Origin of the sequence: uncultured Roseobacter sp. (assembly GCF_947488185.1) — a bacterium.
Lineage (GTDB): Bacteria > Pseudomonadota > Alphaproteobacteria > Rhodobacterales > Rhodobacteraceae > Roseobacter.
The window spans coordinates 92,557-118,264 of sequence record NZ_CANKYM010000004.1 but is presented as its reverse complement, the minus strand read 5'-3'; the positions used below and the strand labels follow the sequence as shown (position 1 = coordinate 118,264).

29 protein-coding genes are annotated in these 25,708 nt (G+C 60.7%); 12 read left to right on the top strand and 17 right to left on the bottom strand.

The genetic code is table 11. The features are described 5' to 3' along the window. Window positions 1-5: 5 nt before the first annotated feature. The 3 genes from Q1A52_RS16185 to Q1A52_RS16175 all read right to left on the bottom strand — a co-directional run bounded on the left by Q1A52_RS16185 (window position 6) and on the right by Q1A52_RS16175 (window position 2,805). Window positions 6-668, bottom strand: coding sequence for an OmpA family protein (locus Q1A52_RS16185; protein WP_300017637.1), 663 nt, complete (start codon window positions 666-668; stop codon window positions 6-8). Window positions 669-802: 134 nt separating this feature from the next. Beyond that, window positions 803-1,669 carry a bifunctional helix-turn-helix domain-containing protein/methylated-DNA--[protein]-cysteine S-methyltransferase gene (locus Q1A52_RS16180; RefSeq protein WP_300017632.1) on the bottom strand — a complete coding sequence of 289 codons (867 nt, stop codon included), beginning with the start codon at window positions 1,667-1,669 and terminating at the stop codon, window positions 803-805. Between the two features lie 50 nt (window positions 1,670-1,719). Further along, window positions 1,720-2,805: a Hint domain-containing protein gene (locus Q1A52_RS16175; protein WP_300017629.1), complete on the bottom strand. Its 1,086-nt coding sequence runs from the start codon at window positions 2,803-2,805 to the stop codon at window positions 1,720-1,722. 147 nt (window positions 2,806-2,952) lie between these two features. Between Q1A52_RS16175 and nth the strand changes: the two genes are divergently transcribed. The 3 genes from nth to Q1A52_RS16160 are packed head-to-tail and all read left to right on the top strand — an operon-like array spanning window position 2,953 to window position 5,179. Next, window positions 2,953-3,597: an endonuclease III gene (nth, locus tag Q1A52_RS16170; RefSeq protein ID WP_195821432.1), complete on the top strand. Its 645-nt coding sequence runs from the start codon at window positions 2,953-2,955 to the stop codon at window positions 3,595-3,597. Beyond that, the gene (locus Q1A52_RS16165) at window positions 3,594-4,580 is read left to right on the top strand and encodes an adenosine kinase (protein WP_300017626.1); all 987 of its coding nucleotides are present in this window, start codon (window positions 3,594-3,596) and stop codon (window positions 4,578-4,580) included. The genes nth and Q1A52_RS16165 overlap by 4 nt, the downstream gene beginning before the upstream one ends. A 2-nt stretch (window positions 4,581-4,582) precedes the next feature. Further along, complete coding sequence (locus tag Q1A52_RS16160) at window positions 4,583-5,179, top strand: N-acetyltransferase (RefSeq protein ID WP_300017624.1); 597 nt, start codon at window positions 4,583-4,585, stop codon at window positions 5,177-5,179. Here Q1A52_RS16160 and Q1A52_RS16155 read toward each other — a convergent pair. Next, window positions 5,176-5,658: an RNA pyrophosphohydrolase gene (locus tag Q1A52_RS16155; protein WP_195821429.1), complete on the bottom strand. Its 483-nt coding sequence runs from the start codon at window positions 5,656-5,658 to the stop codon at window positions 5,176-5,178. The two genes, Q1A52_RS16160 and Q1A52_RS16155, sit on opposite strands and share 4 nt — an antisense overlap. Beyond that, a complete protein-coding gene (locus tag Q1A52_RS16150) occupies window positions 5,655-6,116 on the bottom strand; it encodes a GNAT family N-acetyltransferase (RefSeq protein ID WP_300017620.1) in 462 nt (153 codons plus the stop codon). The genes Q1A52_RS16155 and Q1A52_RS16150 overlap by 4 nt, the downstream gene beginning before the upstream one ends. A gap of 100 nt (window positions 6,117-6,216) precedes the next feature. Between Q1A52_RS16150 and Q1A52_RS16145 the strand changes: the two genes are divergently transcribed. The 4 genes from Q1A52_RS16145 to Q1A52_RS16130 all read left to right on the top strand — a co-directional run bounded on the left by Q1A52_RS16145 (window position 6,217) and on the right by Q1A52_RS16130 (window position 10,633). Beyond that, the gene (locus Q1A52_RS16145; RefSeq protein ID WP_300017617.1) at window positions 6,217-8,244 is read left to right on the top strand and encodes an NADPH-dependent 2,4-dienoyl-CoA reductase; all 2,028 of its coding nucleotides are present in this window, start codon (window positions 6,217-6,219) and stop codon (window positions 8,242-8,244) included. A gap of 103 nt (window positions 8,245-8,347) precedes the next feature. Beyond that, on the top strand, window positions 8,348-8,842 hold the full coding sequence (locus tag Q1A52_RS16140; protein ID WP_300017614.1) for an RNA polymerase sigma factor: 495 nt from the start codon (window positions 8,348-8,350) through the stop codon (window positions 8,840-8,842). Then, window positions 8,839-9,576, top strand: coding sequence for a hypothetical protein (locus tag Q1A52_RS16135; RefSeq protein WP_300017611.1), 738 nt, complete (start codon window positions 8,839-8,841; stop codon window positions 9,574-9,576). Before Q1A52_RS16140 ends, Q1A52_RS16135 begins: the two co-directional genes overlap by 4 nt. Before the next feature lie 151 nt (window positions 9,577-9,727). Next, complete coding sequence (locus Q1A52_RS16130) at window positions 9,728-10,633, top strand: LysR family transcriptional regulator (protein WP_299779270.1); 906 nt, start codon at window positions 9,728-9,730, stop codon at window positions 10,631-10,633. A gap of 74 nt (window positions 10,634-10,707) precedes the next feature. On the opposite strand, the gene Q1A52_RS16125 is transcribed toward Q1A52_RS16130, so the two are convergent. From Q1A52_RS16125 to Q1A52_RS16110, 4 genes are read right to left on the bottom strand one after another with little or no spacing between them, the layout of a single operon-like run. After that, window positions 10,708-11,631 carry an OmpA family protein gene (locus tag Q1A52_RS16125; protein ID WP_300017608.1) on the bottom strand — a complete coding sequence of 308 codons (924 nt, stop codon included), beginning with the start codon at window positions 11,629-11,631 and terminating at the stop codon, window positions 10,708-10,710. Window positions 11,632-11,657: 26 nt separating this feature from the next. Continuing rightward, window positions 11,658-12,230: a peroxidase-related enzyme gene (locus Q1A52_RS16120; RefSeq protein WP_300017605.1), complete on the bottom strand. Its 573-nt coding sequence runs from the start codon at window positions 12,228-12,230 to the stop codon at window positions 11,658-11,660. Between the two features lies 1 nt (window position 12,231). After that, window positions 12,232-12,957 carry a GNAT family N-acetyltransferase gene (locus Q1A52_RS16115; RefSeq protein ID WP_300017602.1) on the bottom strand — a complete coding sequence of 242 codons (726 nt, stop codon included), beginning with the start codon at window positions 12,955-12,957 and terminating at the stop codon, window positions 12,232-12,234. Beyond that, window positions 12,954-13,679 (bottom strand): molybdopterin-binding protein, encoded by a 726-nt coding sequence (locus Q1A52_RS16110; protein ID WP_300017599.1) that lies wholly within the window; start codon window positions 13,677-13,679, stop codon window positions 12,954-12,956. Before Q1A52_RS16110 ends, Q1A52_RS16115 begins: the two co-directional genes overlap by 4 nt. Window positions 13,680-13,729: 50 nt before the next feature. On the opposite strand from Q1A52_RS16110, the gene sfsA reads away from it, so the two are divergent. Together sfsA and map are read left to right on the top strand one after the other, a co-directional pair. Next, window positions 13,730-14,437, top strand: coding sequence for a DNA/RNA nuclease SfsA (gene sfsA / locus Q1A52_RS16105; protein ID WP_300017596.1), 708 nt, complete (start codon window positions 13,730-13,732; stop codon window positions 14,435-14,437). A gap of 67 nt (window positions 14,438-14,504) precedes the next feature. After that, complete coding sequence (gene map / locus Q1A52_RS16100) at window positions 14,505-15,323, top strand: type I methionyl aminopeptidase (protein WP_300017593.1); 819 nt, start codon at window positions 14,505-14,507, stop codon at window positions 15,321-15,323. 185 nt (window positions 15,324-15,508) lie between these two features. Here map and rsmD read toward each other — a convergent pair whose 3' ends face one another. Together rsmD and Q1A52_RS16090 are read right to left on the bottom strand one after the other, a co-directional pair. After that, window positions 15,509-16,066, bottom strand: coding sequence for a 16S rRNA (guanine(966)-N(2))-methyltransferase RsmD (gene rsmD, locus Q1A52_RS16095; protein WP_300017589.1), 558 nt, complete (start codon window positions 16,064-16,066; stop codon window positions 15,509-15,511). Then, window positions 16,063-17,271, bottom strand: a complete 1,209-nt coding sequence (locus Q1A52_RS16090) for an FAD/NAD(P)-binding oxidoreductase (protein ID WP_300017586.1) — start codon at window positions 17,269-17,271, stop codon at window positions 16,063-16,065. Before Q1A52_RS16090 ends, rsmD begins: the two co-directional genes overlap by 4 nt. Before the next feature lie 98 nt (window positions 17,272-17,369). Between Q1A52_RS16090 and Q1A52_RS16085 the strand changes: the two genes are divergently transcribed. Continuing rightward, window positions 17,370-17,858 carry a peroxiredoxin gene (locus tag Q1A52_RS16085; RefSeq protein ID WP_299779290.1) on the top strand — a complete coding sequence of 163 codons (489 nt, stop codon included), beginning with the start codon at window positions 17,370-17,372 and terminating at the stop codon, window positions 17,856-17,858. Window positions 17,859-17,923: 65 nt separating this feature from the next. Here Q1A52_RS16085 and Q1A52_RS16080 read toward each other — a convergent pair whose 3' ends face one another. The 5 genes from Q1A52_RS16080 to Q1A52_RS16060 are packed head-to-tail and all read right to left on the bottom strand — an operon-like array spanning window position 17,924 to window position 21,602. Further along, window positions 17,924-18,850, bottom strand: coding sequence for a mechanosensitive ion channel domain-containing protein (locus Q1A52_RS16080; protein ID WP_300017583.1), 927 nt, complete (start codon window positions 18,848-18,850; stop codon window positions 17,924-17,926). Window positions 18,851-18,853: 3 nt separating this feature from the next. Next, a complete protein-coding gene (locus Q1A52_RS16075) occupies window positions 18,854-19,150 on the bottom strand; it encodes a 4a-hydroxytetrahydrobiopterin dehydratase (RefSeq protein ID WP_195821413.1) in 297 nt (98 codons plus the stop codon). Then, window positions 19,147-20,334 (bottom strand): GNAT family N-acetyltransferase, encoded by a 1,188-nt coding sequence (locus Q1A52_RS16070; RefSeq protein ID WP_300017580.1) that lies wholly within the window; start codon window positions 20,332-20,334, stop codon window positions 19,147-19,149. The genes Q1A52_RS16075 and Q1A52_RS16070 overlap by 4 nt, the downstream gene beginning before the upstream one ends. 45 nt (window positions 20,335-20,379) lie before the next feature. Beyond that, window positions 20,380-21,147: a glycerophosphodiester phosphodiesterase family protein gene (locus Q1A52_RS16065; protein WP_300017577.1), complete on the bottom strand. Its 768-nt coding sequence runs from the start codon at window positions 21,145-21,147 to the stop codon at window positions 20,380-20,382. After that, the gene (locus Q1A52_RS16060) at window positions 21,144-21,602 is read right to left on the bottom strand and encodes a RidA family protein (protein WP_300017574.1); all 459 of its coding nucleotides are present in this window, start codon (window positions 21,600-21,602) and stop codon (window positions 21,144-21,146) included. The genes Q1A52_RS16065 and Q1A52_RS16060 overlap by 4 nt, the downstream gene beginning before the upstream one ends. Window positions 21,603-22,036: 434 nt before the next feature. On the opposite strand from Q1A52_RS16060, the gene Q1A52_RS16055 reads away from it, so the two are divergent. Both Q1A52_RS16055 and Q1A52_RS16050 read left to right on the top strand, forming a co-directional pair. Beyond that, on the top strand, window positions 22,037-22,798 hold the full coding sequence (locus Q1A52_RS16055) for a VacJ family lipoprotein (RefSeq protein WP_300017571.1): 762 nt from the start codon (window positions 22,037-22,039) through the stop codon (window positions 22,796-22,798). After that, entirely contained in the window at window positions 22,788-23,387 is a 600-nt protein-coding gene (locus tag Q1A52_RS16050; RefSeq protein WP_300017568.1) for a phospholipid-binding protein MlaC, read from the top strand. The genes Q1A52_RS16055 and Q1A52_RS16050 overlap by 11 nt, the downstream gene beginning before the upstream one ends. A gap of 18 nt (window positions 23,388-23,405) precedes the next feature. Here the strand turns inward: Q1A52_RS16050 and Q1A52_RS16045 are convergent, their stop codons facing one another. Next, window positions 23,406-25,616 (bottom strand): transglycosylase domain-containing protein, encoded by a 2,211-nt coding sequence (locus Q1A52_RS16045; protein WP_300017565.1) that lies wholly within the window; start codon window positions 25,614-25,616, stop codon window positions 23,406-23,408. Between the last annotated feature and the right edge of the window lie 92 nt (window positions 25,617-25,708).

Sequence of the window (25,708 nt, the reverse complement as noted above, 5' to 3'; positions counted from 1 at the left end):
TTTTGTCAGGCCGTGGGCAGAATGACGATCTCGACCCGACGGTTTTGCGCCTTGCCCGCGGCGTTGAGGTTGCTGGCAATCGGCTGGTTTTCACCACGCCCGAATGTCTGCAGGCGTCCCGACGGCACCCCGGCATTCAGCAACACATTGCCCACGGCATTCGCGCGCCGCTCCGACAGCTGCTGGTTATAGGCCGCGTCGCCGTCGCTATCGGTGTGGCCGATCACCTGCACAGTGGATTGCGGGTATTTGTTCAGGCTTGCGGCCACGGCGTAGAGGTCATTCTGCAAGTCTGACCGAACGGAGAAACTGTCCGTGGCGAACAGGATATCCTGCGGCATGTTCAGGATCAGACGGTCGCCCGTGTTGGTGATGATGACGTCATCATCCAGATCGCGGCGCAGCTCCGCCTCCTGTTGATCAAGATTGTAGCCAATGCCCGCGCCGATAGCGGCACCCACAGCGGCCCCGACCAATGCGCCGTCACCCCGGTTTCCATCCCCCTTAGATAGGGCTCCCAAGACCGCGCCTGCGCCCGCGCCGATCAAGGCACCTCGCTGCGTTTTAGGATTGTTGGAATTCGCGCCGACCTGGTTGGGCTCGGTACAGGCGGCAAGCACCAAAGTGCCCGAAAGTGCAAGGATCAACGGAGTTTTTACAAATGTCATAGCGTACTGCCTTCAGTGGTTGCGGCCCCGTTCGGGCAGGGCGTCTTGATGTTAACGCTGTATATATGGCGGCGGTTCCGCAACAAACCAAGGGGAAAACGGCTCGGCGATAACCCGCCACTCACGCCATTCCATCACTTCTCCGCGTGCACAGCTTCGTACGCAAGCATGGCCCGCTTCATCGGCAAGCCCCAGTGATACCCACCCAGTCCCCCCGATTTGCGCAGCGCACGATGGCAGGGGATCAACCAACTGATCGGGTTCCGCCCAACTGCTGTGCCCACCGCACGCACCGCGCGCGGGTTGCCGATTGCCTGCGCGATCTCGGAGTATGTCGTGACCTGCCCCGACGGGATGCTGAGGAGCGCCTCCCAAACCTTGATCTGAAACGGGGCACCGATGAGAAACAGGGGCGCCGTTTCCAATGCGCCGTCGCCTGCTCCAAAGGCATTCAACACCCAAGGGCGCAACATCATCGGATCCTCGACAAACTCGGCTTGTGGCCAACGTGACACCAAATCCTGCAGAGCCGCCTCTTCACCCGTTTCAGCAGAAAACCCCATACCGCAGATGCCTTTGTCCGTGCCCATCACAACAGCAGGGCCAAAGGGGCTTTCGAACCATCCCCAGTAAATGGTCAGACCAGCGCCACCTCTGGCGAATTCCCCGGGGCTCATCGCTTCCCAGCGCACAAAGAGATCGTGCAGCCGTCCGCTGCCCGAAAGGCCAACCGCATGCGACGCCTCAAGGGTCGTGAACCGGTCGCGGAGCAGCGTCTTTGCGTGTCCGAGGGTCAAGTACTGCTGATACCTTTTGGGGGAAACCCCAACCCACCGCGAGAACAAGCGCTGGAAATGTGCAACACTCATGCCCATTTCGGTGGCCAGATGTTCCAGCGACAGCGGGTCTTCGGCCTGATCGATCAAATCGATGGCGCGGCGTATAACGCGATAGTGATATGCGGTTTCCGACTCATCGGGGAGTGCTTGATGCTGTGTCATGCCTTCAATCTAGGAAACCAGACGACGCGGCGCGACCCGAAACCTGCGAATTAGGCGCTGCGCAATAGCGGCTTGCCATTTCTCAACGCCCGGCCTTCATCGTCGCGTTCGATCAGCAGTCGCGCTTCATTTCGGGTCAGGCAAGGACGTGCCATTGCAACATCGGTTCCATCGGCACCCAAGGCCTGTGTCAGGCTTTCCTTGTCTGTTTTAGACAGCCGCCGCATTGTCTCAGGGCCAGGGAACAAGGTCTCAACCCAAGTCCCCTGTGCCAGAATGACCTGATGGTTGGCACAAGCGATATGGGTAAGGGTGTAGGGTCGAACCGGGGTGATTGGAAAAGCACGCCCCCGATCCGCCCAGGCCTTTGCCGGCGCCAGCACCTCATTGGAAAAGTAGAGCAACTCTGCCCGCGCAGAGGCGAACAGCAACCGATGATCACCTGTGACATGCAGATCATGGGTTGGCGCGTTCGGTCCGCAGGACCCCGCCGGAATGCACACCGGCCGTTCGTCAGGGTATTGCATGAAATATCCCGGCTGCAGGCGCGTACGCCCGATCCAGACAATGGGCTGATAGCCGTGGTCGCGGGTCAGCACCATGTCAGAGGTTTCCAGCCACTCTACCGGAATTTCGCCATCCTGCGTGCGGATCAGTGTGCCCGGTCCAAAACAGGGCACACTTTGCTGTTCGTACTGGGAATAGGACAGGCGTGTATCATCGCCGTCCGGTCCGCCCAGCAAATTGTCGATGTCACGCCCCCCGGAGTAAGTATAGGTCACGCCTGGTTGCAACGGCTCCGATGGGACATAGCCCATCTTCACGCCATCGATCTCGATCCGGTCAATTGTGACATAGGAGCCGTCCGGCGCCCGCAGAATGGCGTATTCTTCCCCATAGATAAGACCCGAAGATACCGGGGTGCCATCTGCCGTTGTAACGACGCCGGTTTGGTTCGAGTCTTCGCCCACCTCATTGTTTTTTTCATCGCCGTCCAGAAAGTTGTCGTCATCCGTCACCTCGAACAACACCCGGTCGGTTCTGAAATCGTAGTTCGGATCGAGCGTGAACGTGCCATTGCTGGGATTGTAGACCAGCGCATTCGACGAATAGCCGTAGAAAGAATGTGTTGCCATGACAGCACCTTGAAAGAAGGAAACCACCGGACAGTGACACAGTCAAATGAAGATACTGCTGAAAAATACGCCAAGTTTTTAGACGCATTTTAGCGATCACAGGCACATGGTCTTGCCCACACCTCGGAAAGCCCGCATACCGGGCAAATGGCAAAGCAGCTTGGATATCACACCATACGCGAGATTTTCACGCGGTTTCAGGACGCTGATCCAGAGCCGAAGGGCGAGCTGGAGCACGTCAACGTCTACACGCTGGTTGTTGCGGTGGCGCTGAGCGCACAGGCCACGGATGCGGGCGTGAACAAGGCCACACGCGCGCTTTTTCAGATCGCCGACACCCCGCAAAAGATGCTGGACCTGGGGATTGACGGGCTGACCGAGCATATCAAGACCATCGGGCTTTACCGCCAGAAGGCCAAGAATGTGATGAAGCTCAGTCAGATCCTTGTCGATGACTACGGCGGAGAGGTGCCCAACAGCCGCGCCGCGCTTCAGGGTTTGCCGGGTGTCGGACGCAAGACGGCAAATGTGGTGCTGAACATGTGGTGGCAGCACCCGGCACAGGCGGTGGACACCCATATCTTCCGGCTCGGCAACCGCACCGGCATCGCGCCCGGCAAAACGGTCGAGGCCGTCGAACGTGCCATCGAAGACCATATTCCAGCGGATTTTCAGCTGCATGCCCATCACTGGATGATTTTGCACGGGCGCTACCATTGCAAAGCACGCAAGCCGATGTGCCCCACCTGCATCATCCGCGATCTCTGCCCATTCGAGGACAAAACCCTATGAAAAACTACGAAGTCGTTGGCATCGGAAACGCCGTTGTCGATGTGATCACCCATGCCGATGACAGCTTTCTCGACCATATGGGAATCGAGAAGGGCATCATGCAGCTGGTGGATCAGGACCGCTCCGAAAAGCTCTTTGCCTCGATGAATGACCGGCTGCAGACGCCGGGCGGTGCCGTGGCCAATACCGTGGCGGGCGTGGGTTCGCTGGGCCTGCAAACGGCGTTTATCGGGCGGGTGCGCGATGACGCTTTAGGCCGGTTCTATGCCAGCGCCATGACTGATAACGGCATTGATTTCGTCAACCCGCCGGTGCCGAACGGCGAGGTACCGACCTCGCGCTGCATGATCTTCGTCACACCGGATGGCGAGCGGTCGCTGAACACCTATCTGGGCATCTCGACAGGCCTGACCTCCGATGACGTCCCGGAAACGGTGTCGGGCGGGGCAAAGATCATGTTCCTCGAAGGCTATCTCTTTGATCACGACGCCGGTAAAACCGCATTCCGCGAAGCGGCACGTGCCACGAAAGCGGCGGGCGGCATTGCCGGCATCGCCATCTCCGATCCCTTCTGTGTAGAACGGCACCGCGCCGATTTCCTAGCGCTGATCGAGAACGATCTGGACTACGTGATCGGCAACCAGCACGAGATTGAATCGCTGTTCGAAACCGATCTGGAAACCTCCCTTGCAAAGACGGCCGAGATTTGCCCGCTGGTGGTCTGCACCCGCTCGGGAGACGGCGTGACGGTGATTTCGGACGGCCAACGCATCGATGTGCCGGTCCAGAAAGTCACCCCTGTCGATGCCACCGGCGCGGGCGATCAGTTTGCCGCCGGATTTCTCTACGGTCTTGCAACAAAACGCGATCTGGAAACCTGTGCCAAAATGGGCAACCTCTGCGCCGCCGAAGTGATCAGCCATGTCGGCCCGCGTCCGCAGGTGGAGATGATGAAAATCTTTGAGGCGGAAGGGCTCGTCTGACGATGTTGGAAGACGGTTTCCATGATGTCCCCGCAGGCAAGCTTGCGATGATCGTGACCTACCTGGAAATGACGTCGAAAACGGATACCAAAGACATCCCGCTGCCGGACGGTCTGAGCTTTCGTCGCGTGACGGCAGATAATGCATGGTACCGCGATGTCTTTACCCGCGTCGGGGGGACAGACTGGCTCTGGTACGGGCGCCTCCTGCTTGAGGATGATGCGCTGACGGCCATCCTCTCCGACCCGAAGGTGGAGATTTACACGCTATCGCGTGACGGGCAGGATTTCGCCCTCTTGGAGCTGGACTTCCGCAAGGAGGGGGCCTGCGAATTGGCCTACTTCGGGCTGACGTCCGACCTGATTGGCACCGGGTCCGGCCGCTGGCTGATGGACAAGGCAATCCATCTGGCTTGGGAGAAACCGATTTCACGCTTTCACTTGCGCACCTGCACCATCGACAGCCCGCAGGCGCTCAGTTTCTATAAACGCAGCGGTTTCACACCGATCAAGCGCAGCGTGGAAATCGCCGATGATCCGCGTAATCTTGGAGTATTGCCAGAAACCGCTGGCCCAAATGTGCCGCTGCTGCGCCCCTAGAGCAGGTCGCGAAATTCGGACATCACGGCGGCGTAGACGTCCCGTTTGAAGGGCACGATGTTTTCGACCAGCGCCTCCGCCTCTAGCCAGCGCCATTTGGAGAACTCGGGGTGCTCCGTGGCGATGTTGATCTGGGTGTCATCGCCCTGAAACCGCATCAGAAACCATTTCTGTTTCTGGCCGCGGAAACGGCCCTTCCAAAGCTGCGGCACCAGATCATAGGGCAGCTCATAAGGCAGCCACTCACTGTTCTGCGCCTCGACGGTGACCAGATCGGCGGTCACGCCGGTTTCTTCCCAAAGTTCGCGCAGGGCCGCCTCCTGTGGCGCTTCCCCCTTGTCGATCCCGCCCTGCGGCATCTGCCAGGCGTCATATTCGCTGTCACGCCGCTGCCCGACAAAGACGTGCCCGTCCGCATTGACCAGCATCACACCCACGCAGGGCCGGTAAGGCAGCTTCTCGATCTCTTCGGGGGTCATGCCAGCGTCTTCTCCATCTTGGCCCGCGTCAGGCTCTCGCCGTTCCGCTCGACCGTCTCGTGATGGATAATCGAAAACCCCATGGCCCGAAAGGCCGGTTGCGCCATGAGGCTGGCGTGGGTCCAGAGCCGTACCTCGCCCGCGTCCCGCGCCCAGCTCTCGATATGATCGTATAGCTTCCGAAACACACCCGTGCCGTGATGCGCAGGTAGAATGAATGCCCGATCAATATAGCCGCCGGGCTCAACACTCATGAAACCAATGGCAGCGCCCGCTTGATCCTCGGCGACGGCGACCTCCAGCAGCGCCAGATGCGCGGCCCAATCTGCCCCCTGCGGCGGTTGATCCATCCACGCCGCGCGCTGCGCTTCGGTATAGGGGCTGGGACCTTCCCGCACGGCGGCATAGAACACCTGCCCCAAATCATCTGCATCCTGTGCTCTTGCCCATCTGATCATGCTCTTGCTCCCCCACCCGGCCTTGTGACGCGGCGTTCGACGTGACAGCACATATGTGAAAATGTGATCTCGTGCCAATACCATCCGGGGAGGATTTCTTATGGCCGACTATCCGCATCTTCTGGCACCGCTCGATCTGGGCTTTACCACGCTGAAAAACCGCGTGCTGATGGGGTCGATGCACACCGGGCTGGAGGAAACCAAGGACTGGGCCCGCGTGGCGGAATTCTACGCCGCCCGCGCCCGCGGTGAGGTGGCGCTGATGGTCACCGGCGGGATCGGTCCGAACCTCGAGGGCTCCGTCCTGCCCGGTGCCGCGATGATGGTGAGCGACGAGGATGTGGCCAACCACTCTGTGATCACGAAGGCGGTACATGAGGCTGGCGGCAAGATCGCGATGCAGATCCTGCACGCAGGCCGCTACGCGTACGGGCCGAAATGCGTGGCCCCGTCGGCGATCAAATCCCCGATTTCCCCCTTCCCACCTGCGGAACTGGACGCGGACGGCATCGAAAAGCAGATCAGCGATATCGTGGCCTGCGCTGTGCTTGCGCAGGAGGCGGGCTATGACGGGGTCGAGATCATGGGCTCGGAAGGCTACTTTCTGAACCAGTTCCTCGTCACCCACACCAACAAGCGCGAGGACGACTGGGGCGGCTCCTACGAGAACCGCATGCGCCTGCCCATCGAGGTGGTGCGCCGCACCCGCGAAGCGGTGGGACCGAATTTCATCCTGATCTACCGCCTGTCGATGATCGATCTGGTGCCCAACGGCTCCACCCATAACGAGGTGGTGCAGCTGGCCCAGGAAATCGAAAAAGCGGGCGCCACCATCATCAATACCGGCATCGGCTGGCACGAAGCGCGCATTCCGACCATCGCCACTTCTGTCCCCCGCGCGGCATTTGCCTGGGTCACCAAGAAGCTGATGGGCAAGGTGGGTATCCCGGTGATCACTTCCAACCGCATCAACACGCCCGAGGTCGCCGAAGACGTGCTCGCGGGTGGCTGCGCCGATATGGTCTCCATGGCGCGGCCCATGCTGGCGGATGCGGATTTCGTGACCAAAGCCATGGCGGGGAAATCCGATCAGATCGCGCCGTGCATCGCCTGCAATCAGGCCTGCCTGGATCATACCTTCAGCGGCAAGATTTCCAGCTGTCTGGTGAACCCGCGCGCCTGTTATGAAACCGAACTGGTGATCACCCCCGCCGATGCGCAGAAGACTATCGCCGTGGTGGGCGCGGGTCCCGCCGGGCTGTCGACGGCCATAACGGCTGCGGAACGTGGACATGCGGTGACGCTCTTTGACCGAGCAACCGAAATCGGCGGGCAGTTGAACATGGCCAAGCAAGTCCCGGGCAAGGAAGAATTCTGGGGCCTTGTCGACTGGTACCGGACGATGGTTGCCGACCTGGGCATTTCGGTGGAGCTGGGCCGCGATGTCACGGCGGCTGACTTGCAGGGGTTTGACGAGGTGATCATTGCAACCGGCGTGGTGCCACGCGACCCCGAAATTCCCGGTCAGGATGGCCCCAATGTGCTCAGCTACATCGACGTGCTGCGCGAAAAAGCAAAGGTTGGCGAAAGGGTCGCGATCATCGGTGCGGGGGGCATCGGCTTCGACGTCGCCGAATATCTCGTGCACGCGGGCACCAGCCCAACCGAAAGCCTGCCCGACTGGATGCGGGAATGGGGCGTGGCCGATCCGGCAGAGCACCGCGCCGGTCTGGCCCCCGAGGGCCCAAAACCGCATGCCCCCGCCCGTCAGGTGACGCTGCTACAGCGCAAGGCGGAAAAACCGGGCAAGCGCCTTGGCAAGACCACCGGGTGGATACACCGCGCAGCCCTCGCCATGAAAGACGTGAAGATGGTGGGTGGCGTGAACTATGAGCGGATCGAGGGTGGCGGCATTCTGGTGTCCCATGGAGAGGCGCGTGAAAACCCGACGCTGATCGAGGCGGACACCATTGTGCTTTGCGCCGGGCAGCTCCCGGAGCGCAGCCTCGCCGACGCGCTGGAGGCCCAAGGCACAGCCTGTCACGTGATCGGCGGCGCGGATGTGGCGGCAGAGCTTGATGCTAAACGCGCGATCAATCAGGGCACCCGGCTCGCGGCGACGTTATGACAAGCCGCGTTGTTGACGGCGAAAACTTGCAGTAGTCTGGCGGACAAACCACTGCAGGATCACTCCCATCGCGCTTTTCGGAAAAAAATCAGGTGAGCAGGCCGTGCGAGAGGGCATGCCGGACGCCTATCCGGCTGTCTGGCGGTTCTGCGTCTCGCTGACCGGGCGCCGGGATTGGGGGGAGGATGTGCTGCAGGCGACCTGCCTGCGCGCAATCGAAAAGGCGGACGGGTTTGAACCCGGCACCCATCTTGACCGCTGGATGATGCGCATTGCCCACCGGCTGTGGCTCAACGAATTGCGGGCGCGCAAGGTGCGCACCGGCGGTGGCCTCGTGCCCGTCGAGGACATTGACGTCGCAGACCACAAAACACCGGCTGCGGAAACGAATATTTTCGTCGCTGAGGTGTTATCCCAGATAAATACCCTGCCCGATGCGCAGCGCCACGCGGTGTCGCTGGTCTACGTGGAGGGCATGAGCTACCGCGAGGCAGCTGACATTATGGAAATACCGATCGGCACCGTCATGAGCCGATTGGCCGCGGCACGTAAGACGCTGAATCAAAGTATGCCGGATGAAAAGAGGTCGTCACGATGACGGAAGGCACATGGATTAGCGACGAAGACCTGACCGCCTATCTTGATGGAGAGGCGGAGGAGGCGCTGTGCCGCAAGATCGATAAGACCCTTGCCGAGGATACCGATCTTCAGGCACGCCTTTCGGCGCTGACACTGGATGTGGACGCATTGCGCGCGGGCGTGCTGGCGGCCGTTCCGCTACCTCCGCCTATGCCCACCCTGCCAGCGGCCAACCGGTCACGCGCGCCGTTGGGGATGTTCAGCGCCGGGCTCGCGGCAGGTTTGGCCATTGGCGCCTTCACCTTCGCCACCTTCTTTACAAAACCTGCACCGCGTGATGGCTGGGCGGGGTTCGTCGCAAGCTACCAAAAGCTCTATACGGCTGAGACGCTCAACGCGATTGATCAGCCCGCTGCAGAGACGCAGGCGCAACTGTTGCGGGTCTCCGAAGCGATTGGTCTGGACCTCGGCAATCTGCCTGCCGTGGACGGGCTGACCCTGAAACGCGCGCAAATACTGGGCTTCAAGGGCAAGCCGCTTGTCCAAATCGCGTACCAGCGCACGGATGGCACGCCCGTGGCGCTTTGTATCATCCTGTCCCCGTCTCAGGACCCGATGCCGCTGACCGAAAGCGAGAACAAGGGCCTGCAAACGGTACGTTGGAACCGGGACAATCATGGCTTTTTACTGATCGGGGATATGGATCCGATGCCTCTTAAACAGGCAGCAGAGGTTTTCGCCGCGGCGCTTTGAGCGCGGATTTCCGCCGGAATTGTGGCCAACTCGTTTCCACGCCCTCAACGATCCTCGCAAAAACCGCGATACTGTCTCACCTGCGCCGCGTTCCTGCCCGAATTGACCGGCATACCCGTCTCTGGAACTGACAGAATAAAAGGGGAAGGCAATGGACCGCCTCACTGAAATGGAAGCATTCGCCACGGTTGTGGACCAGGGCGGCTTCACCGATGCGGCCAAAAAGATGGGGATTTCCAAGTCTGCCGTCTCAAAACACGTGTCCTCCCTCGAAGCGCGCCTCGGCGCGCGCCTTCTCAACCGCACAACGCGCCGCGTAAGCCCGACCGAGATCGGGCTTGCCTACTATGACCGCGCCCGCCGCGTCCTGAACGACGCGGGCGAGGCCGATGCGCTGGTGACGTCGATGCAAAGCGCGCCTTCGGGCCTTCTGCGCATCTCCGTCGCGACCGATTTCGGTGTGAACCACTTGTCGCCCGTTCTGAGTGAATTTCTGTCCGATTTCCCGGACATCACCGTGAACATGGTGCTCAACAACCGCTACGTCGAACTGATTTCCGAAGGGTTCGACATGGCCGTGCGAATTGGTGAGCTGGAAGACAGCACCCTACGCGCGCGCAAGCTGACCGAAACAACCAAACGCATGATTGCGAGCCCGGAGTACTTTGAAAAGTACGGGCGGCCCGAAAAGATTGACGACCTGAACAACCACAAACTGCTGCATTATTCCAATCAGTCGTCCGGCAATGTCTGGAAGCTGACAGCACCTTCGGGCGAGAAACGTCAGGTGCGCACGGCGGGATGGCTGAGCGTGAATGACGGGCAATCCTTGCTGAATGCTGCGATTTCCGGTCTGGGCATCGCTTACCTTCCCAGCTTTCTTTACGCCGACGCGATGGAAAAAGGCCTGATCGAGGATGCGATCCCGGATCTGCCGCTGGAAACGCAAGGCATCTACGCCGTCTACCCGCCGGGCCGATTCACACAGCCGAAAGTACGCGCCTTCATCGATTTCCTCGTCCATGCCTTTGCCGAAAAAGGCCCCTCGGACTGGTAACCCCTCAAACACCTCCTCGGTGACACTTCCTTCGGTACGCATCTCGTACCGGAGGATTTTTGTCTGGGAGGGCGCTATTCCGTGTTGAGAAGAATGGCCTCAACCCGGCGATTTTGATCGCGCCCTTCAGCGGTACGATTCGAGGCGAGCGGCGCCAGATACCCCATTCCTTCCGCCTCCAACCGGTCGGGATCAATCCCATATTGATCGATCAGTCTTGCGCGTACCATCCGCGCTCGTTCCCGCGACAATGCAATATTCGGCGCGAGGCTCCCGACGGTATCCGTGTGCCCCACCAGCGCGATCCGCATCTCTGGCCGTGCTTGCAGGAACTCCGCCATGCGTTCCAACGACATAAACGGGCCCGGCCCAAGCGCCGTGGTTCCGGTGTCGAAATCAAGATCACGCAAGACGACGAAACCGCGCTGCAAAAGGCCGGTTTCCGGGTCACTCACCTCCGTCGGTCGGTCAGGTGGTGTCGGCACCGGCGACGGTGTTTCAGTCGTGATTGGTGGCTGCACATCAGCTTCAGTCGATGTGTGAATGATCTGCACATAAGCCGAAGCTGCTGTCACGCTGGTTAAAACGGTCAGCGCTTCCGCAGGGTCGCTCCGCGGCCCCTTGAACGCCGTGAGATATCGGTACGACCCTATGTTCACATACATATTCGGCCCGGGCAGCACCTCGATACCAAAGCGGAAATCGAACCCGCCGCAAGCAGTACTGCTGCACTCAAACACGATATCGTAACCAAGCGCGTCAATCTGGTCGCGCAGCGGGGCCATCACTTGCAGAGGTGTCAACCCACCGGTTCCGATCCGCCACGCCCGCCGGGTCACTGCCCCTTCAAGGGTTTGCGACGGCACAGTGCCATCCAGAAACCCGGCAACGGGTGCGGCGAAACTGTCCAGATCCGTGGCGCGTTCGACCGTCATCTGTGCATCGGACGGCAAGACAAGATCAGCGGCGCTGGCTGCTTGTGCACAAGCCAAGATCATCGCGAACAAAGAGAGGTGGGGCGATATCATCTGGCCTGCGCGTGGTAGTCATCATTAGGCTGCATGGCCGTGGCGCTGGCCACCCGGTTGGTCATGTTGAAAAACCCGGCGACATTGGCGATGTCCCAGATGTCCTGATCGGTAAAGCCAACGTGACGCAGGGCATCGCGGTCCTGCTCTTCGATCGTGGCGCTAGCGGTGGTCATCTGTGCGGCGAAATCCAGCATGGCCCGTTGCCGCGTGTCCAGATCGGCAACCCGGTAGTTCATCACCAGCGCCTCGCCCAGTTTGGGATCCCCCGACATGGCCCGCACCGCCGCGCCATGGGCAACAAGGCAGTAAAAGCACTTGTTTATGGAGGAGACGACAACCGCAATCATCTCCCGTTCCAGTTTGCTGAGACCGGACGGGGCCAACATCAGGTTATTGTACACACCGGTAAACGCATCAAGCTTTTCGATATCGAAAGCGTAGGCACGCAGGACATTCGGGATCATGCCCAGCTTTTCCTGGCAGACATCGAAATACTTTTGCGTGGGCGCGGGCAGCGGGTCCACCATCGGCAGGTTCAACGCTGTGGGAAGAGCGGTATCGGCCATGTCATTGCACCTCTTGCAGATCTTTGTAGCGATAATGGTACTGTCCCACCGGGACAAAGCCCAGAGAGGAATAGAGGCGATTGGCAGCCACATTGGCCTCTACACAAAGCACCGAAATATCTTGGGCTCCCTGCTCCCGTGCCCAGAAAGCCGCAGCACGCATGACCCACCCGGCAACACCCTGCTGACGCTGCGCGGGCAGGATTTCCACGGCGTGGACCATGCATGTCTTCCGGTGCAGGGCCGCAAAACCCGCCCCGGCAGGTTTTTCATTCCAGCGGGCGAGAATACCAGTTTTCACCTCCGCCCGCGCCATCACTGCCAACCGTTCGGGACCGATGCCGCCCTGCGCCCAGATCTCTTCCATAATCGCCAGCGGCTCCCAGATGCAAAAGGCCGTCACGCGCGGTACTGGCACATCCGTCAGCCGGGCGATCGGCAGGCTATACGCTGTCGTGGGATCAAGAGTGCGATAGCCTCTGGCCTGCAGCATTTCATCCAGCACCTCGTCCCCCGGTCGGATCATGAACAGCGGTTGCTGCCCCGCGTGCAGCATGGCCTCTTCCGCGTCCCGAATGTCAGTAGGCCCGACCTCTGCGGTTGCCGTAGCGGCGGACACGCGCTTGCCACCGCCCTGCCCGTCGCGCAAAATCCACGGTCCCAGCGGGATTTGCCGCGCGGCGGGCCACGTGGCATCAATCGCTGCAAAGAGCATGTCATGGTTCATGTCGGGAAGGTTTCCGCGAGCAAATCCTTCACCTTGCGCACCAGGGCCGCGTCCGACCCCCGGATCACCACGTTCGATCCGTATTTCCCGCTCTTTTTCTGGAACGGATAGGACCCCATGCTGAGCATCGGATATTCAGCAGCCAGCGCCCCCAGCGGCCCCGCGATGTCCCCCTCTCCCCGGTCGATGCGCAGCGTTTCCGACACAAGCGGCGCGCCCCCCGTCAGCGTGGGCAGCAGGCTGTCCACCATCGCCTGAAACACCGAAGGCACCCCGGCCATGACATGCACATTCTCAAGGGTGAACCCCGGCGCTGCGGAGACCGGGTTGTCGATCAGCTTGGCATCATCGGGAATGCGCGCCATACGCAAGCGTGCCGCGTTCAGCTCGGTGCCCGAGGTGGCGTAGTGCCGTTCCAGAATGCCGCGCGCGTCTTCGCGCACATCGATGTTCTTGTTGAAGGCTGCGGCGATGCAATCGGCTGTGATATCATCATGAGTGGGCCCGATGCCGCCGCTGGTGAACACGTGGTCGTATGCGGCGGAAAGCGCCTGCACGGCGGCAATGATAGCCCCGCGATCATCGCTGATCACACGCACCTCGCGCAGGTCGATACCGGCCTCCGTCAGCTGCCCCGCCAGATGATACATATTGGCGTCGCGCGTGCGCCCGGACAGGATTTCATCTCCAATCACCATCATCGCGGCAGTCGGGTTGGGCATGTTTCGGCTCTCCTTGCGTCTCACCTGATGCGAGGTATAGACCTGCCCCCATGCGCTTTCAAACCGATCTTGTGCCTGCCCGGCTGACCCGCCGCTACAAACGCTTTCTCGCCGATTGTGTGATCGAAGAGACGGGTGCAGAAATCACCGCCCATTGCGCCAATCCCGGCTCCATGATGGGGCTGGCAGAGCCCGGCACCCGGGTGTGGCTGGAGCCCAATGACGACCCCAAGAAGAAGCTGAAATACGGCTGGCGACTGGTCGATCATGAAAACGGTCATTTCACCGGTGTGGATACCTCACTGCCCAACCGGGCGCTGAAATCAGCGCTGCAATCCCGTGCGATTGCGCCCCTCTCCGTCTATGAAACAGTCCGCCCGGAGGTGAAATACGGCGAAAACAGCCGTATCGATTTTCTATTGAGCGGGCCGGGGCTGCCCGACGCCTACGTGGAGGTTAAAAGCGTGACCCTCTCGCGGCAACCCGGTCTGGCGGAATTTCCCGACAGCGTCACCGCCCGCGGGGCCAAGCACTTGCAGGAATTGGCGCAGATGGCAGCGGCAGGGCATCGCGCGATCATGCTTTACCTGGTGCAGCGCACCGATTGCCATGATTTCACGCTCGCGGCGGACATCGATCCGGCCTATGCCGCCGCCTATCGGGACGCCCGTCAGGCAGGCGTTGAAACTTTATGCTATGGTACCAATATCAGCCCTGCGGGTGTCGAACTTGCCGATGCCTTGCGGATTTCGACCTGAGCGCCCTCTGGTTCTCAGGATTATTGCGCGTTAAAAGCGCCTCGAACAGCCACGGTGGAGCACATTCGTGAACGAAGACCTTCGGGGCCGTCACACCAAAGACGGCATACGCATCTACAATCCGTCGGATTTCGCCGGCATGCATACCGCCGGCGCGCTGGCCGCGCGTATTCTGGATGATATTGCCGCACATGTCTTTGTCGGCCAGACGACCGGTGCTATCGACAAGGCCATCACCGACATGGTCGAGGACGCAGGCGCGACCTCTGCCACCATCGGCTACAAGGGTTACCAGCACGCCAGCTGCATTTCCGTGAACCACGTCGTCTGTCACGGCATTCCGGGCGAAAAGACCCTCAAGGACGGCGACATCCTGAACATCGACGTGACCGTGATTGTCGATGGCTGGTACGGCGACACCAGCCGGATGTATGTGGCGGGCAAGCTGCCGCGCAAGGCCGAACGGCTGATCCAGGTGACCCATGACGCGCTGATGCACGGGATCGAGGCGGTGAAACCGGGAAATACCTTCGGCGATATCGGGCACGCCATACAGGTCTATGTGGAAAGCCACCGCATGTCCGTTGTGCGGGATTTCTGCGGTCACGGGCTGGGCCGCGTCTTTCACGCGCCACCCAACGTGTTGCACTACGGGCGACCCGGCACCGGCGCCGTGCTGGAAGAGGGGATGTTCTTCACCATCGAACCCATGGTGAACCTCGGGCGGCCCGAAACCAAGACGCTGTCAGACGACTGGACAGCGGTGACCCGCGACAAATCCCTGTCGGCCCAGTTCGAGCATTCGATTGGCGTGACATCGGACGGAGCGGAAATTTTCACGACATCGCCCGGCGGGCTGTTTCACCCGACTTACTCCAAGGACTGATCGGCATCCGCCTCGCGGCGCAGTATGTCAAATAGCATCGTCCCGTGCCCCCAAGGCTGGACCGCATCACCGATGAACACAGGCGAGGCGCGCCTTTTGGGCGGGTTTGATTGGGCCGGTGCTTCGGCGACAGGCGGCCAAAAGAATGACACAGCACTTGCAAACATGCGGTGCTGCCTAGCACATCACGATGGAATTTTCGACAACAAGGTGATGTGTGTATCGCCATACCTGCGTTGATCGATGGGCGCGAAACCCTCCGGTGCAGGCATCGGCTGTGCCTCTTCCCAGACGATGAAGGCCTCCGGTGCCAGCCAATCCCCTGCGTCCGCAGCTGCAAGCGCCTTGCCGCCCATGTCCTTGCCATAGGGCGGATCCAGAAAAATCAGTTCGTAGGGTGTTGCATCGTGGACCGGCAGGCGCGTTGCATCCCGCCGGATCAGATCGGTCTGACCTTCGGCGCGCAGCTTGGCGACATTCTGACGGATCAACCCCTGCGCAACCCGCCCGCCATCCACAAAGCTGACGTGCGCCGCCCCCCGCGACAGCGCCTCGAGGCCCAGCGCGCCGGTGCCCGCGAAAAGGTCGAGAACACGCGCGCCCGCGATCACGTCATGATGTGTCAGCATGCTGAAAAGGCTTTCACGCACGCGGTCCGACGTGGGCCGCAGATGCGCACCCTTATCCCCCTTGCCAACGCTGGTAAGGGCTGTGCCGCGAAACTGTCCGGCGATGATCCTCACGCCTGCAGCAGCACTTTCAGATCCGCAGAGGGGTCAGTCACCAAGGAGGGTTCCGCAGATTTACCCGCCTCGATCAGCCGTTTGCCGATCATATAGGAACGCGGGTCATTCATCGCGTCCACGGCAAGTAGTTCCGCATCCCGGTAGTACCAGAAGGATGCGGTCTGGCCTGCGCTAACCCGGCTGACGACATCGGTGTAGCCGGTGTTCAGCCCGGCGATCTGCAGCTTCACGTCATACTGATCCGACCAGAACCACGGTTTGGCGGTGTATTCCTTACCCGCGCCCATGATGTTCTCGGCCACCAGTTCCGCCTGATCAATCGCGTGCGGCACACTCTCCAGACGGATACGACCGCCACGATAAGGGAAAGAGGTACAATCCCCCGCCGCCCAGATATGATCCTCGGAAGTGCGGCCCTGCGCATCCACCTTGATGCCGTTTTCGATGTCGAGACCTGCGGCCTCAGCCAGTGCTGTTGCGGGTGCGATCCCCACACCGGCAATCACGAAATCAACCGCGATCTCTGTGCCGTCGCTCAGCACGGCACCACTGACATCACCGTCACCCGTCAAACGATCAAGGCCGACACCTTCCAGAATGCGCACCCCATGCGACTGGTGCAGAGCGCGAAAATAATCACTGGTTTGCGGCGCGGCCACACGCTGCAGAAGCCGGTCGGCCATTTCCACCAATGTGACGTCGAGACCCAGCTTGGCCGCCACCGACGCCGCCTCCAGACCGATGTAACCGCCGCCCACGATCAACACCCTCTTACCCGCCTCGAACCGTGGCGCCATGGCATCCACATCAGCAAGATCGCGCACCGTAAACACCCCAGCAAGATCGCCGCCGATGCTCGCGGGCAGACGGCGCGGGACCGAACCGGTGGTCAGAACCAGCTCATCATAGCTGAGGGTTTCAACCCCGAGCGCCACGCGCTTTTCCGCCGGATCAATCGACGTCACCTCTGCGTCGGTGCGCAGGGTGATGTCATGCTCTGCATAAAAGGCCTCGGGCCGCAGGTAGAGCCGTTCCAGCGCCATCTCGCCCATCAGATAGGCCTTGGACAGCGGCGGGCGTTGGTAGGGCGGTGCAGGTTCGGCTCCGATCAGCGTCACCTGACCGTCAAACCCGCCATTGCTCAGTTTGGCCACGCAGGAGGCGCCCGCCTGCCCTGCTCCGATCACGATAACGTGGCTCATGTCGTGTCCCTCACCTTGCCCGATTTTTCTGGCCCTGCCCGAGGCCGCAACCTATATCCAGCGCAACGACAAACGCAATTGCAAGAAAGGCGTATCACATGACGATCTCACAGGGCGACCAACTTCCCGACGCAACATTGATGGAATTGGGCGCGGAGGGACCAGCGCCCGTCTCGCTCTCCGACAAGGTCAAAGGCCGCAAGGTAGTGATCTTTGCCGTGCCAGGCGCCTATACGCCCACCTGCCATTCCGCGCATGTCCCGAGCTTTGTGCGGACCAAGGACCAGTTCGACGCCAAGGGCGTGGACGAGATCATCTGCGTCTCCGTGAATGACCCCTTCGTGATGAAATCCTGGGGTGAGGCAACCGGGGCAGCCGATGCCGGTATCACCATGCTGGGCGACGCGGACAGCTCGTTCACCAAGGCGATCGGCATGGACTTCGACGCCCCGCCCGCGGGCCTGATGGGCCGTTCCAAGCGCTACGCGATGCTGGTGGATGACGGCAAGGTCACATTGTTCCAGCCCGAGGAAAGCCCCGGCATGTGCGAGGTTTCCGCCGGGGAGGCCCTGCTGGAAAACATGTAGAAACGCAAAAGGCCCGGAGCATCCCTCCGGGCCTTTTTGGTATGTCTGGCACGTGACGGCACAGGTCAGGCACGCTCTTCCTCGGCATCCCCGTCGAAGCCCGTACGCGCCGCACCATTCTGGTTGCTTTCCGGCTCCTCACCACTGTCCGCGTCCGCTCGCACAATGGTGCGCGTCGGGAAGGGGATGTCGATATCTCCGGCATCAAGTGCCTCTTTGACCGCCCGTTTCATATCCGCCTGATAGGCGAAATACTCGGAGGCTTCGACCCAGACCCGCACCAGGAAATCGACGGAACTGGCGCCCAGATTGTTCACCTGAATGAAAGGCTCCGGATCGCTCTTTGACCGCGCGTCGGCCATGATCGTATCGCGAATGATCCGCTCTGCATCCGCAAGATTGGCCCCATAGCCCACGCCAAAGGTCCATTCGGCGCGTCGCATGTCGTTCGTCGAATAATTGGTGATCACGTTGCCCCAAACCTCGGAATTCGGGATGATCACCTGCACATTGCTCAGATCCGCCAATTCGGTGAAGTTGAGCGTGATGGCTTTGACGGTGCCCATCTCGCCGCCCACTTCGACGAAATCGCCCAGTTTTATGGGGCGGAAGAGGATCAGCATCACACCGGCGGCGACATTCGACAGGGTGCCTTGCAACGCCAGACCAATGGCCAGACCTGCCGCACCGATGACCGCAACAACAGAAGTGGTCTGCACGCCAAAGGTGTTGAGCACGAAGAGAACCGTAAAACCCAGCACCACATAGCGCACGATCGAGGCGAGAAAATCAAAGAGCATGTCGTCAAGGTGACGGTGTCGCAGGCCGATGTTGCGCACGCGGCGCTGCAGCCAGGCCGAAACGATCCAGCCAATGATCAGAATGCCTATGGCCGCCAGAACGGACCCCGCCGCGCTCAGCAGGAATTCAACGGTGAGAAGATCGGCGAGGGTTTTGCCCTGCCAGATTTCAGTTTGCAGTAGCTCTTGCATTGTTTACTCCGAAAGACTGTCCATCTTGCGGGCCAGCTTCGCGTCCAGCGCGCTGAGCCCGTCCACATCGTGGGTGCTCAGCACCACATCGACGGTTTTGTATACATTGTGCCACTCCGGGTGGTGGTCCCATTTCTCTGCCCAGATCGCCACGCGGGTCATCCAGCCAAAAGCCTCGACGAAGTTCTTGAAAACGAATGTCTTCCGGATCGCGTCGCGGTCCTCGACCATCTCCCAGCCGGTGTCGAAGAGTGGTGCCAGCAGGGGGCCACGGGTTTCTTCGCTCAATCTCTCTGTCATTCCTGTTCCTCGATCTCGGCCCGTTTGAAGGGCCCATATTCCGTCAGCACGGTAATCTCTTCGTCCACGGCGTCCCGTTCAGCCTTGAGATAGGTGCTTATGGCATCAGCAAAACCCGGATCATTCACCCAATGCAACGACCACGTCGGCGTCGGCAGATAGCCGCGCGCCAGTTTGTGTTCGCCCTGCGCGCCCGCTTCGACCCGCGCCAGCCCCCGTTCGATGGCGATATCAATCGCACGGTAGTAGCACAGCTCAAAATGCAGGCAAGGATGATGCTCCGTGCATCCCCAATACCGCCCATATAACGTCTGGGCGCCGATAAAGTTCAATGCGCCCGCAATCCAGCGCCCGTCCCGCTCTGCCAGCACCAGCGCCATGTCGTCCCGCAGGGTCTCCTGGGCGATATCGAAAAATGCCCGTGTCAGGTAGGGCGTGCCCCATTTGCGCGCGCCGGTATCCTGGTAGAATCGCCAGAAGGCATCCCAGTGTTCGGGCCGCAGGTCATCCCCTGAAAAAGTCTGGATCGTGCCGCCGAAATCCTGTGCGCGGGCACGTTCCTTGCGGATGTTCTTGCGCTTGCGGGAACTCAGGCTCGCCAGAAACCCGCCGAAATCCGCGTATCCTTCGTTGCGCCAGTGAAATTGCTGAGTCTTACGCAGCAAAAGGCCGATCTCTTCGCCGCGCCGCGCCTCTTCTTCGGTGCAAAAGGTCAGATGCACCGAAGAGAGGTTGTTGCTGTCGGCCAGCTGCACCGCCCCCTGGATGAGCGCGGCGGTGCCCGTTTCCTCGAACCCCGGCCGCACCAGCAACCGTCTACCCGTTGCAGGTGTATGCGGCACGGCGACCTGCAGTTTGGGGTAATAGCGCCCGCCAGCGCGTTCGTAAGCATGCGCCCAGTTGTGATCAAAGATATATTCGCCCTGGCTGTGCGATTTGACGTACATCGGCGCCACGCCGATCAATTGCCCCGCCAGATAGGCCGTCAGATACTGCGGCTGCCAGCCGGTGCCAGTGCCCACCGAGCCGCTGTCTTCCAGTGCGCTCAGGAAACGGTGCGTGGTGAAGGGATCCATCGGTGGCGTGCCCGCCGCCGCTTCCGGACAGGCGCAGGCATCCCAGTCACCGGCGTCAATAGCACGCAGTGAGGCTACCACCCTGATCTCAACTTCCTGTTGCTGCATCCGCATCGCCCTTCTACGCCTTAGGTGTGCCCGCCGGGCGCGGGATCAAGCGGGAAGCGCCGCGCGATACTGTTCAAAGGTGATATTCTGGGCGATTTCGCGCGCTTGCGCCTCGTCTTCGGGCGATTTCACAGTCCAGCAGAGGATCGAGGCGCCTTGGGCTTTCAACGCCGCGACCCGTGCCCGGGCCAGATCGTGCATATTGTGGCTGATGAAACTGCATTCTGCCGCATCGTAGTCGGGGATGCCGCGCAGCCGGTCGCAGGTCTCAGCAGGCAGTTTCCAATGCGCTGCATCATATCCATCCGTCACCAACCCGCGCGGCTCATTGGGGCAAAGAGCTGCCATCCGCATCACCGAATGCGGATTGAACGACATCACCGCCACCGGCCCGTCATAGCCTTTCAGGGCGGCGGCCACCGACTCTTCCAGCGGTCCGATATTCGCGCCCATCGCGCCATCCTGATCCTTGATTTCGACAAGCAGTGGCACGCGACCCGCGACCAGATCAAGGATTTCAGGCAGATCGGGAATACCTTCTTCGCCCCCGCGCAGCGGCACCTGAGCGAGTTGTTCCGCCGTTTGCTCCCGTACCGGCCCGCTGCCGTCGGCCAGCCGGTCCAGCGCATCATCGTGAAACACCATCGCCTGCGCATCCGCGCTCTGCTGCACGTCGATCTCGATCCCGTAGCCTGCGTCAATTGCCGCTCGGATCGCCGCGCGGCTGTTTTCCGGGCGGCCATCCGCGACATCATGCAAAGCGCGGTGCGCCAGCGGGATCGTCAGGAATGCCTCTGGCAGGGGGACCCTCATTTGATCTCGAAAATGCCTTCGATCTCAACAGCAACCCCCAACGGCAGCGATGCGGCGGACACGGCAGATCGCGCATGCCGACCCGCATCGCCCAAAGCTTCGACCAGGAAATCCGACGCGCCGTTGATGACTTTGGACTGATCGGTGAAATCCGCCGTGGAATTCACGAACCCGGTGAGTTTCACCACCCGATCAAGCCGATCGATATCACCGCCACAGGCTGCTTTCACCTGTGCCAGCAGGCTGATCGCGCAGAGCCTGGCAGCGGCAGCGCCCCCTTCCACCTGCATATCGGCACCAAGCTTGCCGGTCACAAGACCATCAGGACCGTTTGAAATCTGTCCGGAGACGTAAAGCGTGCTGCCGACCTGCACAAAAGGCACGTAGTTGGCAGCGGGCGCAGGCGCATCAGGCAGGCTGACGCCCAGGTCGGCGAGGCGGGAGGCAATACTCATATCGGGGTCCTTCAGGATGTATTGGCGTGTTGGCGGGCCAAGCACTCAGCGTGGATTATGCCCAGTCTGCCACGATCCACAAGCGTCAAGATCACGGTGTCGGGGCGCCATCGGTACGTTGACTCCTACGGAAAATTCCGGGGCAAAAATTTGAAATCAATAAGAAATGCCAAGCAATGCTCAATGTCGGGAAGACCCTCTCAATTCCCATCGAGAGACCCTTGCAGGTTGCATTGATCGCATTTCCGCTTACAAATCGGTTCTTGCCGCCACAGTTCTAGACTGTATACGCTCAATAGCTTTAGAGTTGCGCTGTCGCGCATGTGCCACATCATATGAATTCCACATTCTCGCCCCCTAGGCATCGCTGTAAAAAGTTCTAACTACCGTCCAGTCAATTTCACAGGATTTACCCAGTGTCCCGTACTCCAAGAATGAAGGCTTTCGCGCGGCCCGCAACGGCGCTCGCAACCGTATTGGCGTTGAGCGCATGTGCGACCACGCAGGATGTTGCGACCCGCTCGGATGGCATCAATGACCCCTACGAGACACAGAACCGCAAGATTCACGGGTTCAACAAGGGGTTGGACAAGAATATCGTGCGCCCCGTGTCACAGGCCTATGGTGTCGTGCCGGTGGAGATCCGCAACACGGTGAACAATTTCTCCGACAACCTGTCGATGCCAGGCGTTGCTGTGAACAGCCTGCTGCAGGGGGACCTGCGGGGAACCGGACTGGCAACATTACGGTTCGTGATGAACACGACCATCGGGCTTGGTGGTCTGTTCGATGCGGCCTCCGAACTGAACATTCCCGAGCACCAAACCGATTTTGGCGAAACGCTTACCGTCTGGGGATCGGGCGAAGGCGCATATATCGAACTGCCCGTTTTCGGGCCCTCGACGCAACGCGATACAGTTGGTTTCGTGGTCGATTTTTTCACCAACCCGCTGACCTACAACACGATTGACGGGGATGCGCGCGTTGTGCCGCCTACCGCCGCCGCTGCCTCCGTCCTGAACGACCGGGAGAAATTCTCCGACACGATCGATTCCGTACTTTACGAGAGTGCGGACAGCTACTCGCAATCCCGGTCGATCTATTTGCAGAACCGTCGGTTCGAGCTTGGACAGGGTCAAGGCACAGATATCGACCCGTTTGCAACAGACCCGTATGAGGACCCTTATGCCCAGTAATCTCAACCGCCGAGATTTTTTCCTGAGTTCCGCCGCCGCTGCCCTTCTGGCAGCAACACCCGCCGCGGCGCTGACCGAATCCGGCGCGCGCCAACTCGTGGACCAGGTTGTCGCAGACATTGATCGCGTCATTTCCTCAGGCCAGTCCGACGCTGCAATCCTGCGCGAGTTCGAGCGGCTCTTCGTGCGCTATGCCGACGTCAACATCATGGCGCAATACGCGTTGGGAGCGGATGGCCGCTCTGCTTCGTCCTCGCAGAAGCGGGCGTTCAACGATGCCTTTACCTCCTATATCGCGCGCAAGTATGGCAAGCAGTTCCGTGATTTCATCGGCGGACGTGTTGAAGTGCAATCCGCGCGTCAGATCAAGGCCGGGTACGAGATCAACACGCTGGCCTATCTGCGCGGCGACGGTCCTTTTGAGGTCACATTCCACGTGTCTGACAGATCCGGCAGCCGGAAGTTCTTCAACATCTACATCGAAGGCGTGAACCTGCTGCTGACAGAGCGGAGCGAGATCGGTTCCATGCTCGACAGGCGCGGCGGCGACATCAACGCGATGATCGCCGATCTCAAAGGCGCAGGCTGAACCAACGGCAGTGGCGGGTTACCGATCGCTGCCGCTGACATTGGGCTGCCGTTCGCGGCCGTTGTCGTTGCCGCCGCCCAGAATATCGCGCAGAAGCCCTTCCAGAATACCAACGGCGCCGCCACCGCCACCCTGTTGTCCGCCTGACGGGTCACGCACCTCGCCTGCCTGCGAGGGCGACATCATCGGCAGGGGTTTCAGCGGCACACCTTCATGTACCCGCGACATGGTTTCGCGCCAGATGTCCGCAGGCAGGCCAGCGCCGGTCACACCAGTCAGCGGGGTGTTATCGTCATAGCCCATCCACACGCCCGCAACGTAGTCGGCTGAAAAACCTACAAACCATGCATCCCGCGCGGCCTGCGTTGTGCCGGTCTTACCCGCCAGTTGACGTCCGCCGAATTGCGCCCGCGCGCCGGTTCCTTGGGAAACAACCTTTTCCATCATGTAAATCAGCTGCCGCGCGGCAGGTTCCTGTACAACGCGTTCGCCGATCCCGCCGCCGGTGCCCATCAAAGGCTCGTCCTCGCCCATCAGGCGCAGTTCGACCAATCCATATGGCTCAACCGAAGACCCGCCATTGAGAATGCCCGCATAGGCGCCCGTCATCTCGATCAGCGTGCTTTCCGACGCCCCCAAGGCCAGCGCAGGACCAGCCGCCAGATCGCTCTCCAGACCGAAATCACTGGCCACCTGCCGCACCAGATCGCGGCCGACGAATTCTGAAACCTTCACGGCCGGGATGTTCAGACTGTCCGCCAACGCACGGGTCAGGGACACCTTGCCGTAAAACCGGTTGGTGTAATTGCGCGGCGACCACGGGCCGGACCCGGGGATATCGATCGTCAGCGGCTCGTCAGTCACCGTGTCATTGGGCGAATACCCCAGATCAAGCGCGGCAGCATAGATAAAGGGCTTGAACGCCGACCCGGTCTGCCGCTTGGCCTGTACCGCCCGGTTGAACGCCCCTGCCACCTTGGTCTTGCGCCCCCCGACCATGGCACGCACGGCCCCATCTGCCGACATCACTACAATCGCGGCCTGCGCCTTGCTTCCGTCGCGAATCTTGTTCTCGAACACCCACTGCATGGCCTCGTCGGCGGCGCGCTGGATGCGTTGATCGAGCGTTGTTTTGATGATCACGTCCTCGGTGGTCTTGCGGGTGAAGAACTCCGGTCCGGAGGACATGACCCAATCGGCAAAATAACCGCCTGCCCGTGCCTCTGCCGCCTCAGACAGTTCCGCAGGGTTGTTTTGCGCGGAGCGGGCCTCAGCATCGCTGAGGTACCCTTGCTCATTCATCAGGCGGACAATGGTTGCCGCCCGGTTCTGCGAACGTGTCAGGTCATTGGTTGGTGCAAACCGCGTCGGGGCGACCAGCAGACCTGCAAGCATTGCGGATTCCGCCGGGGTCACATTGGCGGCGGATTTGCCAAAATACCGCTGGCTCGCGGCCTCGAAGCCACGGGCCCCGGCCCCCAAAAACGCCCGGTTCATGTAGATCGTAAGGATTTCATCCTTGGAATACTTGGCCTCCATCGCCAACGCGTAGACCGCCTCGGAAGCCTTGCGCTTGATCGTACCGCGCCGGCATTCGGTTTCGTATTCCGCCTCGGTCTGGACCGTTGGATCATAGGGCACACCGAGACACAAAAGCTTGGCCACCTGCTGCGTGATCGTCGACCCCCCGTGCCCCGACAGTGGCCCGCGCCCTTCACTCAGATTGATGCGCACGGCGCTGGCGATCCCGCGCGGGCTGAGACCGAAGTGCCGATAAAAGCGCTTGTCTTCGGTAGCAATGATCGCATTGCGCAGATGGGGAGAGACGGTGTCTGCCGTGATCGCGCCGCCAAACTGATCCCCGCGCCAGGCAAAGACCTGACCGGAATCGTCCAGCAATGTCACAGACCCGCGCGCGCGCCCGTCCAACAGCTCCGTCACATCGGGCAGGGTCGTGTAATAGTACCCCACGATCAGCCCGAGCATCAGGCAGGCTACGGCACCCACGCGCCACACCACCCGCCAGATCAGCCGGAGCAGCCACGCAAAAAGCCGCTGAATGAGGCCAATGATCCCGCCCCGCCGCCGCGCAGGGGCTTTGCGCCGTGCTGTCTTGCGCGGCTTCGGTTTGGCTTTGGGTTTCGCCTTGGTCTTGCGCGCCTTTGTCGGTTGCGCAGCGTAGCGCTTGTCAGCGACCAGCGGTCGTCTGCCTTTACGTGAATCACTCATGAAGAACCTGCCCGGCTCACTGTTGTTTTGCGCAGTCTAGCGGCTCTGCACCAAATTGTTGAGGCGCTCATGTGCAGAAACATGATTAAATA